General features: G+C 62.2%; 20 protein-coding genes and 1 pseudogene. 11 read left to right on the plus strand and 10 right to left on the minus strand.

What is annotated here, in order from left to right:
• Positions 1-254 precede the first annotated feature (254 nt).
• The 3 genes from ldtR to AC0L2P_RS11630 form a co-directional block, all read right to left on the minus strand.
• Positions 255-770 carry a transcriptional regulator LdtR gene (gene ldtR / locus AC0L2P_RS11620; RefSeq protein ID WP_023674486.1) on the minus strand — a complete coding sequence of 172 codons (516 nt, stop codon included), beginning with the start codon at positions 768-770 and terminating at the stop codon, positions 255-257.
• 203 nt (positions 771-973) lie between these two features.
• Entirely contained in the window at positions 974-1,396 is a 423-nt protein-coding gene (locus AC0L2P_RS11625; protein ID WP_473501339.1) for a DUF6163 family protein, read from the minus strand.
• Positions 1,393-2,436, minus strand: coding sequence for an enoyl-CoA hydratase/isomerase family protein (locus tag AC0L2P_RS11630; protein WP_473501340.1), 1,044 nt, complete (start codon positions 2,434-2,436; stop codon positions 1,393-1,395). The genes AC0L2P_RS11625 and AC0L2P_RS11630 overlap by 4 nt, the downstream gene beginning before the upstream one ends.
• Positions 2,437-2,581: 145 nt before the next feature.
• On the opposite strand from AC0L2P_RS11630, the gene AC0L2P_RS11635 reads away from it, so the two are divergent.
• The 3 genes from AC0L2P_RS11635 to AC0L2P_RS11645 all read left to right on the plus strand — a co-directional run bounded on the left by AC0L2P_RS11635 (position 2,582) and on the right by AC0L2P_RS11645 (position 5,528).
• Positions 2,582-3,406 carry a DUF2066 domain-containing protein gene (locus AC0L2P_RS11635; protein WP_473501341.1) on the plus strand — a complete coding sequence of 275 codons (825 nt, stop codon included), beginning with the start codon at positions 2,582-2,584 and terminating at the stop codon, positions 3,404-3,406.
• An 87-nt stretch (positions 3,407-3,493) separates the two neighbouring features.
• Positions 3,494-4,525: a porphobilinogen synthase gene (gene hemB / locus AC0L2P_RS11640; RefSeq protein ID WP_473501342.1), complete on the plus strand. Its 1,032-nt coding sequence runs from the start codon at positions 3,494-3,496 to the stop codon at positions 4,523-4,525.
• 355 nt (positions 4,526-4,880) lie between these two features.
• On the plus strand, positions 4,881-5,528 hold the full coding sequence (locus tag AC0L2P_RS11645) for a dihydrofolate reductase family protein (RefSeq protein ID WP_473501343.1): 648 nt from the start codon (positions 4,881-4,883) through the stop codon (positions 5,526-5,528).
• A 50-nt stretch (positions 5,529-5,578) separates the two neighbouring features.
• Here the strand turns inward: AC0L2P_RS11645 and ppk2 are convergent.
• Positions 5,579-6,496, minus strand: a pseudogene (gene ppk2, locus AC0L2P_RS11650) (polyphosphate kinase 2).
• 278 nt (positions 6,497-6,774) lie between these two features.
• Here ppk2 and AC0L2P_RS11655 point away from each other — a divergent pair.
• Entirely contained in the window at positions 6,775-7,818 is a 1,044-nt protein-coding gene (locus tag AC0L2P_RS11655; protein WP_473501344.1) for an aldo/keto reductase, read from the plus strand.
• 98 nt (positions 7,819-7,916) lie between these two features.
• Complete coding sequence (locus AC0L2P_RS11660) at positions 7,917-8,093, plus strand: hypothetical protein (protein WP_473501387.1); 177 nt, start codon at positions 7,917-7,919, stop codon at positions 8,091-8,093.
• A 48-nt stretch (positions 8,094-8,141) separates the two neighbouring features.
• On the opposite strand, the gene AC0L2P_RS11665 is transcribed toward AC0L2P_RS11660, so the two are convergent.
• Both AC0L2P_RS11665 and AC0L2P_RS11670 read right to left on the minus strand, forming a co-directional pair.
• Positions 8,142-8,372, minus strand: a complete 231-nt coding sequence (locus AC0L2P_RS11665; RefSeq protein WP_473501345.1) for a DUF982 domain-containing protein — start codon at positions 8,370-8,372, stop codon at positions 8,142-8,144.
• A 123-nt stretch (positions 8,373-8,495) separates the two neighbouring features.
• Entirely contained in the window at positions 8,496-9,158 is a 663-nt protein-coding gene (locus tag AC0L2P_RS11670; protein ID WP_473501346.1) for a GntR family transcriptional regulator, read from the minus strand.
• A gap of 198 nt (positions 9,159-9,356) precedes the next feature.
• On the opposite strand from AC0L2P_RS11670, the gene AC0L2P_RS11675 reads away from it, so the two are divergent.
• Positions 9,357-10,616, plus strand: a complete 1,260-nt coding sequence (locus AC0L2P_RS11675; RefSeq protein ID WP_473501347.1) for a multidrug efflux MFS transporter — start codon at positions 9,357-9,359, stop codon at positions 10,614-10,616.
• A gap of 53 nt (positions 10,617-10,669) precedes the next feature.
• Positions 10,670-11,041, plus strand: a complete 372-nt coding sequence (locus AC0L2P_RS11680) for a DUF423 domain-containing protein (RefSeq protein ID WP_473501348.1) — start codon at positions 10,670-10,672, stop codon at positions 11,039-11,041.
• Between the two features lie 69 nt (positions 11,042-11,110).
• Here AC0L2P_RS11680 and AC0L2P_RS11685 read toward each other — a convergent pair whose 3' ends face one another.
• Together AC0L2P_RS11685 and AC0L2P_RS11690 are read right to left on the minus strand one after the other, a co-directional pair.
• The gene (locus AC0L2P_RS11685) at positions 11,111-11,254 is read right to left on the minus strand and encodes a hypothetical protein (RefSeq protein ID WP_473501349.1); all 144 of its coding nucleotides are present in this window, start codon (positions 11,252-11,254) and stop codon (positions 11,111-11,113) included.
• Between the two features lie 63 nt (positions 11,255-11,317).
• On the minus strand, positions 11,318-11,461 hold the full coding sequence (locus AC0L2P_RS11690) for a hypothetical protein (RefSeq protein ID WP_473501350.1): 144 nt from the start codon (positions 11,459-11,461) through the stop codon (positions 11,318-11,320).
• A gap of 161 nt (positions 11,462-11,622) precedes the next feature.
• Between AC0L2P_RS11690 and AC0L2P_RS11695 the strand changes: the two genes are divergently transcribed.
• The gene (locus AC0L2P_RS11695) at positions 11,623-12,705 is read left to right on the plus strand and encodes a LacI family DNA-binding transcriptional regulator (protein ID WP_473501351.1); all 1,083 of its coding nucleotides are present in this window, start codon (positions 11,623-11,625) and stop codon (positions 12,703-12,705) included.
• Between the two features lie 24 nt (positions 12,706-12,729).
• Here AC0L2P_RS11695 and AC0L2P_RS11700 read toward each other — a convergent pair whose 3' ends face one another.
• Complete coding sequence (locus AC0L2P_RS11700) at positions 12,730-13,905, minus strand: OpgC family protein (RefSeq protein WP_473501352.1); 1,176 nt, start codon at positions 13,903-13,905, stop codon at positions 12,730-12,732.
• Positions 13,906-14,111: 206 nt separating this feature from the next.
• Here AC0L2P_RS11700 and AC0L2P_RS11705 point away from each other — a divergent pair, with 206 nt between their 5' ends.
• The gene (locus AC0L2P_RS11705) at positions 14,112-14,786 is read left to right on the plus strand and encodes an alpha/beta hydrolase (RefSeq protein ID WP_473501353.1); all 675 of its coding nucleotides are present in this window, start codon (positions 14,112-14,114) and stop codon (positions 14,784-14,786) included.
• 9 nt (positions 14,787-14,795) lie between these two features.
• On the opposite strand, the gene sthA is transcribed toward AC0L2P_RS11705, so the two are convergent.
• On the minus strand, positions 14,796-16,184 hold the full coding sequence (gene sthA, locus AC0L2P_RS11710; RefSeq protein WP_473501381.1) for a Si-specific NAD(P)(+) transhydrogenase: 1,389 nt from the start codon (positions 16,182-16,184) through the stop codon (positions 14,796-14,798).
• A gap of 211 nt (positions 16,185-16,395) precedes the next feature.
• On the opposite strand from sthA, the gene AC0L2P_RS11715 reads away from it, so the two are divergent.
• Together AC0L2P_RS11715 and AC0L2P_RS11720 are read left to right on the plus strand one after the other, a co-directional pair.
• A complete protein-coding gene (locus AC0L2P_RS11715) occupies positions 16,396-16,866 on the plus strand; it encodes an RDD family protein (protein ID WP_473501354.1) in 471 nt (156 codons plus the stop codon).
• 138 nt (positions 16,867-17,004) lie between these two features.
• A complete protein-coding gene (locus AC0L2P_RS11720; RefSeq protein WP_023717252.1) occupies positions 17,005-17,769 on the plus strand; it encodes an arginyltransferase in 765 nt (254 codons plus the stop codon).
• Position 17,770: the final 1 nt, after the last annotated feature.

Below are 17,770 nucleotides of genomic sequence, written 5' to 3' on the forward strand. Positions count from 1 at the left end.
CAACCATGGCCCGCATCACTTCGGTGTAAAAACACATGGAAAGTGATTTGGGCACAGGACAAATGCACGGCTTTGGCCCCAGCATCACCCGCATCTTCGGTTCCATTGGAATATGGCGGCAACGTGGCTGTTGCTCGAATTTGGATCGGCCGGCCTGACGAAACGGAAAGACCGGTGCTTTTCGGCACCGGCCTTTGGTCTGCTCCGCGGCAGCGCTTCCGTGGTCCAGCTTCAGATCTTTACCGCGGATGCGATTACATCCGGTAGGCGATGGTATCGTTCCAGAACCGATCCAGCCGCTGCAGGGCGCGGTTCATCTGCTTGAACTCTTCTGTGTTGATGCCGCCAACCTGCTCGATCGAGCCGACATGGCGCTCGTAGAGGCCGGCGACAACTTCCGCCACTTCATTGCCCTTCGGCGTCAGCGAAACCCGCACCGAACGGCGGTCAATGCGCGAGCGCTGGTGGTTGATGAAGCCGAGATCAACCAGCTTCTTCAGATTGTAGGAGACATTCGAGCCGAGATAATAGCCGCGCGAGCGCAGTTCGCCGGCGGTCAGCTCCGAATTGCCGATGTTGAACAGGAGCAGCGCCTGGATGGCGTTGATGTCGGAGCGGCCGTTGCGGTCGAATTCGTCCTTGATCACATCAAGCAGACGGCGATGCAGCCGCTCGACCAGCTGAAGCGATTCCATGTACAGCGAACGGATCGCCTCGCGGCGGTCATCGGATACGTTGGCGGTCTTCGCCGCCGGACGCGAATTGATCATTGTCTTTGCCTCTCGTTTGTCGCCCGGTGATTTTTTGTTCTTCACCTTGATCGCGACACTATCGAATACTCATAAAATTCGACTTAAACGCCAAGGCTAACAAGAGCTTACCGGTAAAGGGTTTCGAAAGAGGCTTAACGGACGGTCACCCGAGCAAGGATAATTAACCTAAAGATTTAGCCAACGATCTTCGACCGGAATTGCTATCGCCGGGCCTGCCGCTTCTGCATCCAGATCACCACGCGGAACACTATGTAGAGCAGCGCGACCGCAAGGTGCGAGGCGACGATCAGCGGCCGGTGGCCGAACAGCTGGGGGAAGCCGGCATACATGACGCTCTCAGTCACCGCGCAGATGAACCAGATCACCGGCCCCCAGGACGCCAGCATCCACAGGCCGGCCGCAGCGAATGGAAAGAACACCGCCAGCACCACCGCCGCCACCTGCCAGTGCACCGGCATCAGGTCGAAGCGCCACAACGGGCCGGGATAGAAGCCGATCAGCCGGATCCAGTACAAGATGCCGAACAGCAGGCAGTAGCCGGCGATGACGCGCTGGAACCAGGCAAAGATGACCTCGATCATTGAGGGCTGCAGCACCACGCGTCTCGAGGCGACCTCGCTCACAGCTTCAGTTCCCGTTCTCCGAGCGGTGCGAAATAGGCGTCGATGTCGGCGGTGCTGACGTCATCGATGCCTGCCGGCCGCCATTGCGGCGTCGAGCCCTTATCGATGATGGCGGCGCGGATACCTTCATAGAAGTCGTGCCCGGCAAGCATGCGGTTGAGGATACGGAACTCCATTTTCATGCACTCGTCCATCGACAACGTCTGCCCGGCGTTGATCTGGCGCCAGGCAACATGCAGGCTGGTCGGTGAACGGGTGCGGATGGTGGCCAGCGTCTTTGCCGCGAACTCGTCGGCAGCGGCTGCCCGCTCCAGGCTGGCCACGATATCGGCCAGCGACGGCTGCGCGAAATGCCGGGCGATGGCTTCCAGCGTCGGCCTGTCGGTCTCGCGCCTGGCCGGGACGAAGCAGCCGCGCAGCACTGATTCCGGCTCGCCGCTTTCCGCCAGACGGTCGAGAAAGCCGGCCTGGTCCTTCGCCTTGATCGTATGGGTGGCGAGGCCCGACCACAAAGCATCGCCATAGCGGATGCGGTTGCCGGTCAGCCCCAGATACATGCCGAAGCGGCCGCCGAGATCCGGCAACAGGTGGCTGGCGCCGACATCCGGGAAAAAGCCGATGCCGACCTCGGGCATGGCAAACTGGGCGTTCTCGGTCAGCACCCGCTGCGAGCCGTGGAAGGAGATACCGACGCCGCCGCCCATGACGATGCCGTCGATCAGTGCGACATAGGGCTTCTTGAAACGGGCGATGCGGGCGTTCAGCCGGTATTCGTCGGCGAAGAACTCGACCGGCGGTTTTCCGGCCCGGCCGGCCTCGTAGATGTGGAGGATGTCGCCGCCCGCCGAAAACGCCCTGCCCTCAGACTTGACAACGACAACGTGGACGCCGTCGTCGCGCTCCCAACTGCGCAGCGCCTTGTCCAGCGCCTTGACCATCCGGTGGGTTACGGCATTGAGCGCCTGCGGCCGCGTCAACGTGACGACGCCGGCCCTGCCCAATCTTTCGAAGCGAATCTCGTCGCCTCCGCCAAAGTCCATCGTCAGAGACTCCCTCCCGCGCCCCGCCGGGAGTGAAGTGCTAAAGCGTGGCGCATGGCCCCGTCAATGGCGGCGCCCAATCCGCTCCTTGGTCGTCGGCGTCATCCAATGCTAATGCTGGCGCATTGAACCGGAAGGTTGAACCATGCCTTGGTTGCCGCGCGTTGCTGTTGTGGTGGTCGGCCTGATCGCTGCGAACACTCCTCCCGTATCGGCCGAAACCGTCGACGAGCTCTATCAATCGCAGACCATCGTCACCGGCCAGGGCGAGGTCAACAGGCAGATCGGTTTCAAGGCCTGCCTCGATGCGGTGCTGGTTCGTGTGTCCGGCGATCAGCGGCTGCCGAAGAGAACTGAGATGGCGGCGCTGCGCAACAAGGCCGGCAGCTTCGTTGCCGAATTCCGCTATCATGATCGTCTCGAAGGCATTCCGGTCCATGACGAACAGGGCACGCATGACCGGCCGCATGATCTCACCTGTCTTTATAAGCCCGAAGTCATCGATCTGATGCTTGCCGCGCTTGGCAGCAAACCCTGGCTTGGCGAGCGGCCACGCCTGGCAATTTTCCTGGAGGCGGAGCAAGGCGCCAGGCATTTCGCGCTGACTGCCGACGATCAGCGCGGCGCGGCGATGCGCGAATCCTTTGCCAATGCCACCGGTCCACTGGTCATGCGGATTGTATTTCCCGCAGCGTCGCTGCTCTCGGCCTCAAAGCTGGACGACCAAAGCCTCAGTCATGCCGAGATGGCGACATTGGACCAGCTTGCGAGGAAGGCCGGCGCCGACCAGGCGCTCGCCGGCAGCATGGCGTGGAGCGACAAGGAACTTGGCTGGGTCGCCGTTTGGCGGCTTGCCGTGAACGGCAAGCCTTACAAATGGCAAGTGCGCGGCGTCGCCTTCGACGAGGCATTCCGCGTCGCCATGCGGGGTGCTGCGCAGATCCTGTCAGGCAATGGTCAACCAGAATAGTGCCCAACAGGACCGCTGGCACAATCGTGTCGCATTGGTCAGCGGCGGAGGCTCGTGGTAAAAGCCGCCCGGTCCGGAGTTTTTGCGATGAACAAATTCACCCCTGCAAAGCCTGCCGGCGCGCGTAGCGTCGACGAGATCACCGGCAGCCGGCGGCTGCGGCGCATGCGCAAGGCCGATTGGTCGCGCCGCCTTGTCCAGGAGAACCGGCTCTCGGTCGACGATCTGATCTGGCCGATGTTCGTCGTCGACGGCAGACAAGTGCGCGAACCGATCGCCGCCATGCCCGGCGTGTTCCGCCTGTCGCTCGACCTCGCCGTCAAGGAGGCCGAGCGCGCGGCTAAGCTTGGCATTCCGGCGATCGCCACGTTCCCCAATGTCGAGCTCGGTCTGCGCGATCAGACCGGTTCGCACATCCTCGATCCGGAAAACATCATCAACCGCGCCACCCGCGCCATCAAGCGCGCGGTGCCGGAGATCGGCATCATCACCGACGCCGCGCTTGACCCGTTCACCTCGCACGGCCATGACGGCATCTTGCGCGACGGCATTATCGTCAATGATGAAACGGTTGAGCAGGTGACGGCGGCGGCCGTCATCCAGGCGGCGGCGGGGGCCGATATCATTGCCCCCTCGGACATGATGGACGGTCGGATCGGTGCCATCCGCGATGCGCTCGACGCCAATGGGTTTCAGGATGTAGTGATCATGTCCTATGCGACCAAGTTCGCATCCGCCTTTTACGGCCCCTATCGTGAGGCGGTCGGCACCGCTGGCCTGCTCAAGGGCGACAAGAAGACCTATTACATCGACCACGCCAATTCCGACGAAGCGGTGCGCGAGGCCGAGCAGGATCTCGCCGAGGGCGCCGACATGCTGATGGTCAAGCCCGGCCTGCCCTATCTCGACATCATCCGCCGGCTGAAGGACGAGTTGCAGATGCCGACCTTCGCCTATCAGGTGTCGGGCGAATATTCGATGATCAAGGCCGCCGCCGCCAATGGCTGGATTGACGGCGACAAGGCAATGCTGGAATCGCTGCTCGCCTTCAAGCGCGCCGGCTGCGACGGCATCCTCACTTATTTCGCGCCGGAAGTGGCTGAGATGCTCAAGGGGTGATGCGCCTTTAGCGTCTACATCGAGTAGCGGTCCTTCGCCCAAAGCGCGACATGGCCGCCGCGGGACAATCGCTTCAGGCTTGCGCTGCCCTCATTCCCCTGCCGGGCATTTCTCCCTTTCGCCAATCTCCAGCGTTGCAAAAAACATCGCCGAGGTTGCGGCCAGCCCCCCGCCCCGTCACCGTGCGGGGAGGTGCCGCCAGGCGGATGAGGGCGCCGACATTGAGATTGGTTATTGCAGCATGATTTGGAAGCGATTGTCTCGCCGGCGATTCAAAATACCGCTTGCAAAATGCAATCAGTTAAGCTAACCCGACAACTGCTTGCATCTCACAATTGGTATCGAGGAGGCTCTCATGTCCAAAGTTCGCGTCAGCGCTTTCACCCTGTCGATCGACGGCTTCGGCGCCGGTCCCGACCAAGACCTGAAGAACCCGCTGGGCGTTGGCGGGGAAGCCCTGCACGGATGGATGTTCGGCACCCGCACCTTCCGCAAGATGGTCCTCGGCAAGGATGGCGGGACCACGGACACTGACGAGGCGTTCGCGGCGCGCAGCTTCGAAAATGTCGGCGCATGGATCCTGGGCCGTAACATGTTCGGGCCGATCCGCGGCGAATGGCCGGATGACAGCTGGAAAGGCTGGTGGGGTGACAACCCACCCTACCACGTGCCGGTCTTCGTGCTCACGCACCATCCGCGTGATCCCATTGTCATGGAGGGCGGCACGACCTTCTATTTCGTGACCGACGGCATTCACTCAGCGCTGCAAAAGGCGAAAGCAGCGGCTGACGGCAAGGATGTACGGCTCGGCGGTGGCGTTTCTACGATCCGGCAATATCTCCAGGAAAGGCTCATCGACGAGATGCATCTGGCGATCTCACCGGTACTGCTAGGCGCCGGCGAGAGCCTTTTTGCCGGCATCGACATGCCCAAGCTCGGCTACCGCTGCAGCGAGCAAGTGGCGACGCCGAAGGCCACGCATGTCATCATCGAGCGCGCCTAGCCTGTTGCAGGGCGCCGCCCACGAAGGCAGCGCCCTCATCGCCGCTGAAGTCAGTACTTCTCCGGCACATACAGTTCGCGCGGCAGTACCTGGCGCTCGTATTCGGGATTGAAGACGCGCTCCGGCAGTGTGATCTCCTCGTGCGGCACCTCCTAAGGGCATTTGCTTGAGGAGATGGTCGATGCAGTTCAGCCGTGCGCGCTTCTTGTCGTTGCCCTCGACGATGAACCATGGAGCTTCCGGGATGTTGGTGCGGGCGAAGGTTTCTTCCTTGGCCTTGGTGTACTGCTCCCAGCGCACGCGCGACGGAGGTCCATCGGTGATAGTTTCCATTGCTTCATCGGGTCGTGGATGCGCATCAAAAAGCGCATCTGTTGCTCCTCGTCGGTGATCGAAAACCAGTATTTGACAAGCGTAATGCCTGAGCGGACGAGCATGCGTTCGAACTCCGGCACGTCGCGGAAGAACTCCTCGACCTGATCCGGTTGAGCAAAGCCCATCACGCGCTCGACGCCCGAGCGGTTGTACCAGGAGCGGTCGAACAGCACGATCTCGCCGCCGGCCGGCAGATGCGGAACGTAGCGCTGGAAATACCATTGCGACTTCTCGCGCTCGGTCGGCGCCGGAAGTGCTGCGACGCGGCAGATGCGCGGATTAAGCCTCTGGGTGATGCGCTTGATAACGCCACCCTTGCCCGCCGAGTCGCGGCCCTCGAAGACCACGACGAGCTTCTTCTTGTGATTGGCGACCCAGGATTGCAGCTTGATCAATTCGGATTGCAGCGTGATGGGATTGCGAAAATACTGCAGGCGGTCGATCGATGGCGGATGCGCATTCCTGTAGATCTTGGCGATCTCCATCGACAGCGCCGGCTCCGAGATTTCCAGCTCATAATCTTCGTCGAGCGTGTCGGCGAGTTCCGCTTCCAGCCAGTCCCTCGCCGGGGAATTCTGTTTTGTCTCGGTCATTTGCGCTGCTCCGCTTACAGGCCGTGTCGGGCCTCTGTCAGGCGCTCTGCCGCCCGGCCCGGCGGCCGGAAATCGAAGCGCTGAACCGATGTTAGTATAGGCCGGCGATGACGGTTTTATTGCAGCCACTGCTGCGCCGGCTGTGCGTTCAATGGGCAAGATGTGATCGAGCTTGCCCTGCAGAACAGGCGACAAGCAGAACGAATTATCCTACAAATGCCCGGTTCATTGAGGGCGTCGTTTGCACTGCCTTTCCCGATAAATCGTGAGGATACGACATGGAATTCCGCACTCTCGGCCGTTCCGGGCTGAAGGTTTCGACGCTGACCATGGGCACCATGACGTTCGGCGGCGGCGGCGCGTTTTCGGCGGTCGGGAAAACCGACCTCGACGAGGCGCGCCGGATGATCGACCTTTGCATCGATGCCGGCGTCAATGTCATCGACACCGCCAACGTCTATTCGAACGGGGTGTCGGAAGAGATTATCGGCGAGGCGCTCGGCGGCAAACGCAAGGGCGACGTGCTGATCGCCTCCAAGGCGCGCATGCGGATCGGCAAGGGCCCCAACGATGAAGGCTTGTCGCGCTATCATCTGATCCGCGAATGCGAAAGGAGCCTGAAGCGCCTCAGGACCGATGTCATCGACATCTATTTCCTGCACGAGTGGGATGGCCTGACACCGCTTGAGGAAACCATCGCCGCGCTCGACACGCTGGTCGCGCAGGGTAAGGTCCGTTATGTCGGCTGCTCCAATTATTCCGGCTGGCAAGTTATGAAGGGGCTGGGGATCAGCGACCGTCATCACCAGCCGCGCTTCGTCACCCAGCAGATCCATTACACGCTGGAGGCGCGCGAGGCCGAGTATGAGCTGTTGCCGATCGCGGTCGACCAGGGGCTCGGCGTGCTGGTCTGGAGCCCGCTTGCCGGCGGGTTGCTGTCCGGCAAATACCACCGTGACCAGCCGACCGCCCGCCAGCTCAGCGGCTGGTCGGAACCGCCGATCCGCGACGAGGACCGGCTGTGGCGGATCGTCGACGTGCTGATCGATATCGGCAATAACCACGGCGTATCGGCGGCGCAGGTGGCGCTTGCCTGGCTACTCGGCCGGCCCGCTGTCAGTTCGCTGGTGATCGGCGGACGAACCGAAGCGCATTTCAAAGACAATATCGCCGCTGCAAGCCTTGTGCTTGCCGATGAGGAGCGCACACGGCTCGATGTGGTCAGCAGGCCGCCCGTGCTCTATCCCTACTGGCACCAGCAATTCACGGCAAAGGACCGGTTCGGGCCGGCCGATCTCGTCCTCGACCGGGACGGCGCCTGACAAAGCCGGGCTCTCCGGACTGCGCCGAGATATGGAGCCGATCGTGCCTTGCGGTGTTGTGTTTGCGGCCCAATGCTCCTAGGCAAAGGCCAAGCACAATGAAAGGAACCGATATGGCACGAGCACCGAACTACGGTCAGGAGCGCAAGGAACGCGACCGGCAGAAGGCTGCCAAGAAGGCGGAAAAGCAGGCTGCCAGGGTCGCGGCCAAGGAGCGATCGAAGCCCGAGGGCGAGAGCGAGTCCCAAACCAAAACCGAAACGACCGAGCGATGACGCCCGGCCTGTCAGGCGGTCCGGGCCTAGGTCAAATCCCGCTATGCCTCAGGCGGGCGCCTTGTCGCTGACGAAGACGTTCACTTCACGAGCGGCGGCAATGAAGGCCCGTCTAGCGTTCATGGCCGGCTTGTCGCCGGCCAGCGCATCATGACAGGCCTGCAGCGCTTCGCGGTGCTTGGGGCTGCGCTTGCCGGGCCAATTGTTGAGGAGGTAGTCGGAAGCCTCGCGGACCGTACGCAAGAGCTGATTGCTTCCCGCCGCGCCCTTGACGGTCACGGGTGTGTCAAATCGGTTATTTTCCATCGCCGCTCTTACGCCATCGGCATTTGCGAAGCGAGACCGAAAGTAGCTTTCTTCTCTCATCTGCCCTTTTCGTGATCAATGGCAGCCGATCCTCACTCAAGCGACGACGGCAAATCCCCTGGCGCGCAGTCCGCGCCGGTCGTTGCGCAGCGAGGTCACCAGCCGGTCGCGGCTGCCGGTGATATGGGCCGAAAGCAGGCGGGCGGCCCCATCGGCGTTGCCGGCCCGCACCGCCGACAGAATGGCATGGTGTTCGGCCCAGGCACGGCCAAGTGCCGCCTCGTCCCGAACCTCGAGCCAGCGGGCGCGCGACAGGCGTGTCATCGCGTCGCGAACCGCTCTGAACAGGAACTCGTTGTTGGATAGACGCGCCAACTCGATATGAAAATCCATGCCGACGCGATGCCATTCCTCGCGCGGCGTCTTGTCGTCGCAGGAATCGAGCATCGCCTCGATGATTTCGACGGCACTTCTGTCCTGCAAGGTGCAAGTTAGTCTGAGTGCCGCGACCTCGACCGCCTCGCGATAGACAGCGATCTGCTCGAGCTCAGCAAGATTGATGGGCGAGACCGTCCAGCCGCGGCCGTCGCGGCAGATCAGGCCTTCGGTCTCGAGCCGCAGCAATGCCGCCCTGACCGGCGTGCGCGAGGCGCCGAAGCGGCTTTCGACCCAGCGCTCCGTCAGCCGTTCGCCGGGACCGACCTCGAGCCCGAGGATCATCTCGCGAAGCTGCTTTTCGACGTTCTGCATCTGCGACATTGGCGTTCCGTTCAGGTCATTTGTTCCGGCAATCGGGTCACTGGCCAGCGTTGGCCGATCACGCCGGCCTTTGTCGATCATGTTTGAGAGGCCCGCATTGACAGCGACGGGGCTTGCGTCCACGACAGATACCAGCTTGGTATCCCAAAATGGTATCCGCAGCAAGTTTTCGCACGAGCTGGCCGGACAGGACAGGACATGCCGCAAGACGCCATCCTCGCCACGCAAGGCACGCACAACGTCCACTGGCGCCGTAATCTCGCCGTGTGTGTTGCCGGCTCGTTCAGCACGCTTGTAGCGATGACGCTGCTGTTGCCCTTCCTGCCGCTATACGTCGAGCAGCTGGGCGCCGAGGGCCATGCGGCGATCGTGCAGTGGTCGGGCATCGCCTACGGCGCCACCTTCCTTGCTGCCGCGCTGGTCGCGCCGCTGTGGGGGCGGCTAGGCGACCGCTACGGCCGCAAACTGATGCTGGTGCGCGCCAGTTTCGGCATGGCGCTGTGCATGTCGCTGACCGGCATGGTGCAGACCGTCTGGCAATTGGTGCTCTTGCGCCTGCTGATCGGGTTTGCCGGCGGCTATTCTTCGGGCTCGACCATCCTGGTTGCCATGCAGACGCCAAAGGATCGCTCCGGCTGGGCGCTGGGCGTGCTGTCGGCCGGAATCACCGCCGGTGCCCTGGTCGGTCCGCTGCTTGGCGGCGCGCTGCCGCCGCTGATTGGCATCCGGGCCACATTCCTGCTCGCCGGCGGGGTCATTTTCCTGGCCTTTCTGGCAACCACCTTGCTGATCAAGGAGGCACCTCGCCCGGTTGCCGCCAAGGCCGCGTCAGAAGAAAAAGCGAAAGGCGGCTGGTCGCAAATTCCCGACAAGCGCCCCATCGTCGCCATGTTGGCGACCGGCATGCTGTTGAATTTCGCCACCATGTCGATCGAGCCGATCATCACCGTCTATGTCCAACAGCTCATCGAAGATCAGAGCCAGGTCACGCTGGTCTCCGGCATCGTCATGTCGGCGGCAGCGCTCGGCGCCATCCTGTCGGCGTCGCGGCTCGGCAAGCTCGCCGACCGTATCGGCCACTGGAACGTCATCGTTGCCGCACTCACAGTCTCGGCGCTGCTGCTGATCCCGCAGGCTTTCGTTACGCAGGGCTGGCAACTCGTCGGCCTGCGTTTCCTGATGGGCCTGGCGCTTGGCGGCCTTTTGCCCTGCATCACCAGCGTCATTCGCCACAATGTGCCCGACGGCGTCGGCGGCAATGTGCTGGGCTTGTCGATCTCGGCGCAATATGTCGGGCAGGTCGCCGGACCGTTACTCGGCGGCTTCGTCGGCGGCCATTTCGGTATGCGCTCGGTGTTTCTCGGCACATCCGTGCTGATGGCGGGCGGAGCGGCCTGTAACTGGCTGGTCCAGTCACGCCGCGGACGCGACATGCTGGCGCAAGCCGGCAAATCCTGACACGGTTTGCAGCACTACCTCAGGCGGTCGCCAGGAATCACGGAGGCATGGAAATGAGCATGGCTGAACAGACGGCGGGCAGTCGCATTCTTGTTCTTGCCGGCGGCCTATGCGGCGCAACCGGCGTGGCGCTTTCGGCAGCGGCGGCGCATCTCGGCGGCGTTTTTGTTAGTACGGCCGCATCCTTCCTGCTCATGCATGCGCCGGTCTTCCTTACCGTCGGGCTGCTCGGTGGCAATAGCTTCCTGCGAACCGGAAGCCTCATCCTTCTCGTCGGGCTTTTGCTGTTCTCGGGAGATCTTTTGGCCCGCGACTTCCTTGGCTCGCGACTGTTCCCGATGTCGGCGCCAATCGGCGGCACGTTGCTCATCGGCGGCTGGCTGGTGCTGGCCGTCTCGGCGCTAGTACGTCCGCGCCGCCACTGATGCGGCAACCAATGGCGGCCGCTGCTCTTTCGCCAGCCGCCCTCGATCCACGAGCTCGGTCTTGCCAGCTCAATCTTGCCGATGTTCGGGCCGGACTTGGCCATCGCGCTTGGTCGTCTTGACTACACGCCGTCGCTCCGGCCGTTCGGTGGCCGGTGAGATGCCCCAATAATTGCGATAGATGTCTTCGAATAGATGCTTGATCGGGTGCATGGCCTAATCTCCTCTTGCTCATTTGAATCGATCCAATCAACAGGCGAAAAAATAGCCTGACAATCAGCTCCGCTTGCGACTCACCAGGAAACGCAGGTCGCGAATCCACGGACCAACGGTGTCTCGCCGCTTCCGGGCCTGCGCGTTCGAACGGATGCTCCAGTCGTTGCGGTAAATATCCTCGAATAAATAATTGACCGGGTGCATGGCACTCTCCTGTTGTATCGATCCAACCCGTGGAGGAAGCTCGTTGGATCGATTCAAATCATAGGCATTGCGCCATGCAAGTCAAGCAAAATTTGAATCGATCCAACGAAGGTGTTAGGTCATTGGCGATACCGTTGGACAGGAGTCCTGGAGACAAACAAATGGCATCACTCACCGAAGGCGGCAGAAGGCCCATACGGCTGGCGGACATCGCCAAAGCCGCGGGCGTATCGCACGGCACCGCCTCCAATGTCTTCAGCCGTCCCGAAATCGTGCGCGAGGAAGTCCGCGAGCGGGTCAAGGCGGCGGCCGAGGCGCTGGGCTACGCCGGGCCGGATCCCAAGGGCCGCCTGCTGCGCGCCGGCAAGGTCAATGCAATCGGCGTCGCCACAACTGAGCCGCTGTCCTATTTCTTCGACGACCCGTTTGCCCGCGTGATGATGGCCGGCATCTCGGAAGCCTGCGATGCCACCGGAGCGGGAATAGCCCTCGTGTCGGCTGGCAACGAGGAAAAACTTGCCTGGAATATCCAGAGCGCCCTCGTGGACGGCTTCATCCTGTTTTGCATCGAGGGCGGTCCGCGTCTCGTTGAGCTGACGCGCGAACGAAAGCTCCCCTTCGTCGCGCTCGAGCTCGGCTCGCAGGACGACACAGTCTCCGCGATCGGTATCGACAATGTCGCCGGCGGCCGGCTCGCGGCGCGCCATCTGGCGGAACTTGGACATCGCCGCTTCGCCGTGTTGTCGCTGGCCTTCGCCGACGACAGCACCGGTCTTGTCTCGCCCGAGCAGGTCCGGACGGCGTCCTACACCGGAACCCGTGACCGCCTCCTCGGCTATTTCGACGAGCTTTCCCGGTTTGGTGTCGAGGCCGCCAAGGTGCCGGTCTACGAGACCGAAAACGACAAGGCGAGCACAAGGGCTGGTCTCGAAACCATCTTCGCCTCGGCGGAGCCGCCGACCGCTATCCTGGCGATGTCGGACCGGATCGCGATGGTGGCATTGGAATGGCTCGACGCACGGGGCATCGCGGTTCCCCGCGATGTTTCCGTCGTCGGCTTCGATGGCGTGCCTGAAGCCGCAATTTGCGAGCCTTCGCTCACCACCATCGCCCAGCCCATCGCCGAGATCGGCCGCCGGGCAGCGCGAAGAATCCTCGACTTCGACGGCATGGTGCGGCGAGAAACGCTCGACGTCGAACTTGTCGTCAGGGCATCGTCCGGACCGCCGCCGCGTATAGCTTGAGGCCGGTAGATCGACCGTCGAGGTCTATCGGTTCGCTTGTGCGGCCATCGGCCCGATTTCAAAAGACGAGCGGGCCGCCCCGTTGCGGACCGGCTTGCCCTTGCCGGACCAGCCGATGGCGGATAGCCACTCCAGATAGAAGGCGAGCGCGAACTGCATGGCGATGCCGGCGGCGAGCAGCAGACTGTCATAGGCAAAGCCGCCCGGGTTGATCAGCTTCATCACTTGCGCCCCCATGGCAATCACCGTGCCGGCAATGAAAACCGGCAGCGAGCGTTTGCCCAATATGGCGAGCGGATTGTCACGGCCGGTGCGGAACAGGTTCGAGACGAAAGGCAAGGCGACGACCAGATAACTCACCGCCAGGATATGCAGCAGCCGCGGCAGCGACAGGAAGGTCTTGTCGAATCCGGTCAGCACCACGGGCAGATTCAGCCATGATACCTGTCCCCAAAGCGGGCTGTGCACCCAGACGAGCGCCGTGAGTACATAGGCGGCCGCCGCGCCGACCAGCCAGCGATTGACCGGGATAGTGCCGCCGCGCCGCACATGCAACACGCTGGCCATGCCGATATTGAACAGCAATTGCCATGACAGCGGATTGAGGAACCAAAACCCGGGCTCAGGGTAGTTGGGCGGCGCGATCTGGTAGATTCCGACGATCAGCCAAAGGGCTGCGGATACGGCAAGCGCCGCCAGTGGCCGATAGCTGATGAACAGCAGGAAGGCCGGCGCCATCAACAGCAGCACCGCATAGACCGGCAGTATGTTGTTATAACCGAGCTGATGGCCGAGCGTGACGATGCCGACCAGGACTTGTGGCGGGTTCCTGACGAGCGGCTCGATGTTGATCAGTGTCAGAAGGTCCGGCCGTTTCGCAAACACCGCCGCCGCGCAGAAGATGGCCATGACCACCATCGTCGTGACGATGTGGGTGACGTAGAGCACGCCGGCACGGCGCCACATTTTCAGCGTTGCAATCAGCCGGTTTGCCGGCTGGAATTTAGTGCCGTAGGCGAGAGCGACGGACATGCCGGAGATCAGCACGAAGGCCTCGGCCGCATCGGAAAACCCGAAATTCTTATAGGTCAGGGTTTCGAAAACGGTGCCGGGCACGTGGTCGACGAATATGGTCAGGAGGGCGAGAGCCCGGAACACATCGATACGGGTATCGCGTTCCGGCGAAACTGGCATGGTCATCGATAAAAGGCCTTAAAGCTGGTTGTTCATGCCCGGCAATGCGACCACCCGGCGCACACTGCTTCGAATCCCTCCCGCGGGAATTATATCGGCGAAGAAACAGACTGAAATGTGCCCGGTTCAATCAACTTTCGCAGAGCTTGAAAATATTCCGTTTTGAAGCCGGCAAATGAATGAAAACATCGTGAAAACAAAAGGATGCAACTATGGTCGAAAAATCTCCGGAAGATGACTTTTTGCGGCGTGACCTGCCGTTTTTCTACCGCGTTTACAGGCCCGCAGCACCAACCGGAGAATGCCTCTTTCTGCTGCATGGATCGGGTGTCGACGAGACGACTCTGGTGCCGCTGGGGCGCCTAGTCGCGCCGCACGCAACCTTGGTGGCCGTGCGTGGCCGCATCGCCCAGGAAGAGGGTTTCCGCTGGTTCAGGCGGATTTCGCCGATACGATTCGAACAGGACAGCATCCGCAAAGAGGCGGACGCCTTCGCGGACTTCATGCCGAAGGCCGCGAAACGCCACGAGCTCGATCTCGCCCGGGCCATCTTTGTCGGCTATTCCAACGGCGCCAACCTGGTTTCAAGCGTGATGCTGTTGCATCCGCGGCTCATCGCCCAAGCGGCTTTGCTGCGCCCGATGCCGGTTCTGGATGAGGTGCCGCCGGCGGATCTCAGCAAGGCACGGGTGGTAATCATATCCGGCGCCGACGACCTGACTTACCGGCCTTTCGCACTCGCGCTGGTCGGACTGCTCACCCGCCATGGCGCCAAGGTCGAAGCCCACACCGTCGCCTCCGGCCATGAAATCGGCGATCCGGACGCCGAGATCGTCAGGCAATGGCTGGCGGATTCTGCAGTCGCCGTTGCAGCTTCAGATCGATGAGCCTCGAAGCTACCCTCGCCCCATGCGGTTCCAGGCGTCCAGGCCGGCGATCTTGTAGGCTTCGGCCAGCGTCGGATAGTTAAAGGTGTTGTTGACGAAGAAGTCGACGGTGCCGCCGAGATTGATCACCGCCTGGCCGATGTGGATGAGCTCGGTCGCGCCCTCGCCGACGATGTGTGCACCAAGCAAACGGCGTGTTTCGATCGAGAACAGAAGCTTCAGGAAGCCGGTATTGACGCCCATTATGTGGCCGCGCGATGTCTCGCGAAACCGCGCCACGCCGACCTCGTAGGCAGCACCACTCTCGCGTACCTGCTCCTCGGACTTGCCGACGGTGGAGATTTCCGGCACGGCGTAGATGCCATAGGGAAAGGTTTCGGGCGACGGCGGCAAGGGCACGCCGAACGCATGGCATGCGGCCACCCTGCCCTGCTCCATCGAGGTCGAGGCCAGGCTCGGAAAGCCGATGACGTCGCCGGCGGCATAGATGTTGGGCGCGCTGGTCTGAAAGGTCTGCGGGTCGACCTTGATGCGGCCCCTGGAATCGGCCTCGATGCCAACCGCCTCCAACCCAAGACTGCCGACATTGCCGGTACGCCCTGCAGCATATAGCACGATTTCGGAACGTATGGTGCGGCCGTCGGCCAGCGTCACCTCGGCGTAGTCGGGTTTCGAGGCGATCTCCTTGACGGCACTGCCCAATCTGATCGTCATGCCGCGGTCGCGCATCTGATGGATGAAGTCGTCGACGATCTCGCGGTCGACGAAATCCAACATTGTGTTGCGCGGCTCGACCAGCGTCACCGGAACGTCGAGCGCCGAAAAGATCGTCGCATACTCGACGCCGATGACGCCGGCGCCGATCACCGTCAAGGTGCGCGGCAGGCGGTCGAGTTCCAGCATCTCGTCGCTGTCGAATATCCGCGTCTTGTCGAACGGCACGTCGCGCGGCCGGTGCGGCCGGGTGCCGACCGCGATCAGCGCATGGGCAAAGCCGACCTCGCTGTGATCGCCGGTGTCGGTGGTCAGGCTGACCTTGTTGGGGCCGAGGAATTTTACCGCGGCGCGCGCGCTCTTGACCGTGTTGCGCATGAACTGGTGCTGCAGCACCTCGACCTCATGGTCGAGGGTTTTGTGCAGACGCTCGATCAGATCGCCGACCGAAATGTCCTGCTTGACGCGGTAGCCGCGTCCATAAAAGCCGCGCTCACGCCAGCCGGAGAGGTTGAGCACGGTCTCGCGCAACGTCTTCGACGGTATGGTGCCGGTATGCACCGACACGCCGCCGAGACGCCGGCCTCTGTCGACCACCAGCACCGACTTGCCGAGCTTGGCCGACTGCACCGCGGCGCGGCGCCCGGATGGGCCGCTGCCGATGACCAGCATGTCGTAGTCCATGTCGCCCTGTCCCCTCGGCTCGGCGCCCTTGTTGCGCCGCAGCAAGCTAACGCTATCCGCGCCATGAATTCAACAAGTCAGACGGCACCAGGCACTCCGTCGCCGGCTACATGGCGGCGAAAGGCTCGATCTTGATTCCGCCGCGAACCTTCACCATTTCACCAAGAAGCGACCCCCTGCATTAACCCGGGTTCCATTACGAGGAAATGACATGAACGCTCGCGTTCTCGACGGCGAAATCATCACTAGCAGGCTCGAAAATGTCCGCGCCTATGAGGGCGTGCGCACGCGGCGCATTCTCGCCTTCGTCATCGACTATTTCATCGTGGCGCTGCTCACCATTCCATTCGCGATCCTGGTGTTCTTGTTCGGGCTGTTGACGCTCGGCCTCGGCTGGATGCTGTTTTCCATTCTCGTGCCGGCCGTCGCCATCCTCTACATCTGGAACACGCTCGGCAGTACAGACCAGGCCACCACCGGCATGAAGGTGATGGGCATCCGGCTCGACCGGCTCGACGGCAGCCCCATCGACGGGCTGACCGCCGTCGTGCATTCGGTGCTGTTTTGGGCCGGCAATGTCATCCTTTCGCCGCTGGTCCTGCTGGTGAGCCTGTTTTCCGATCGCAAGCGCACGCTGCATGACCTGCTGCTCGGCACCGTCGTCAGCCGCAGCGGCCGCTGAGCAGACTTTTAAAGCGCGGCCACAGCCCTTGCGCAGAAATGTGAAGACGTCCAATCAACCAGGCTTTCACAATCCTGTTGAATTTTTCGGCGTCCGCGCCAAAGGTAGAGCGATTCGCAGGAGTGTTTCCAAGGCTCGATGACGCAGCACCCGACCCAGTCGCCGCAGTTCTTTCTGACCGCGCCCTCGCCATGTCCCTATCTCGAGGGCCAGTTCGAGCGCAAGGTGTTCACACACCTGGTCGGCGACAAGGCCCCTGAGATGAACGATCTGTTGACACAGGGCGGTTTCAGGCGGTCGCAGAACATCGCCTACAGGCCGGCTTGCGAGACCTGCCGCGCCTGTGTGTCGGTGCGCATCCTGGCGCAGGAATTCACCGCCAGCCGCAACATGAAACGGGTCATACAGCATAATTCGGATCTGGTCGGCGCCATGCACGACGCTGAACCCTCGACCGAGCAGTATTCGCTGTTCCGCAGCTATCTCGATGCTCGCCATCGCCGTGGCGGCATGTCCGATATGACTGTGCTTGACTACGCCATGATGGTCGAGGATACCCATGTCGACACCAAGGTCATCGAATATCGTCGCCGCGGACCCGACAGCTTCATCACCGGCAAGGGCCAGGGCGAGCTGATCGCCGTGGCGCTCACCGACAAGATGGCCGATGGCCTGTCGATGGTCTATTCCTACTTCAACCCGGACTTCGAGGACCGCTCGCTCGGCACCTTCATGATCCTCGACCACATCGCCCGCGCCAGGGCGATGGGGCTGCCCCATGTCTACCTGGGTTACTGGGTCAACGGCTCGCGCAAGATGAATTATAAGATGCGCTTCCAGCCGCAGGAGCATCTCGGCCCGAAAGGCTGGGAACGCTACAATCACGAAGCGGTCTCGCGCTGAT

This window comes from Mesorhizobium sp. WSM4836 (assembly GCF_055811815.1).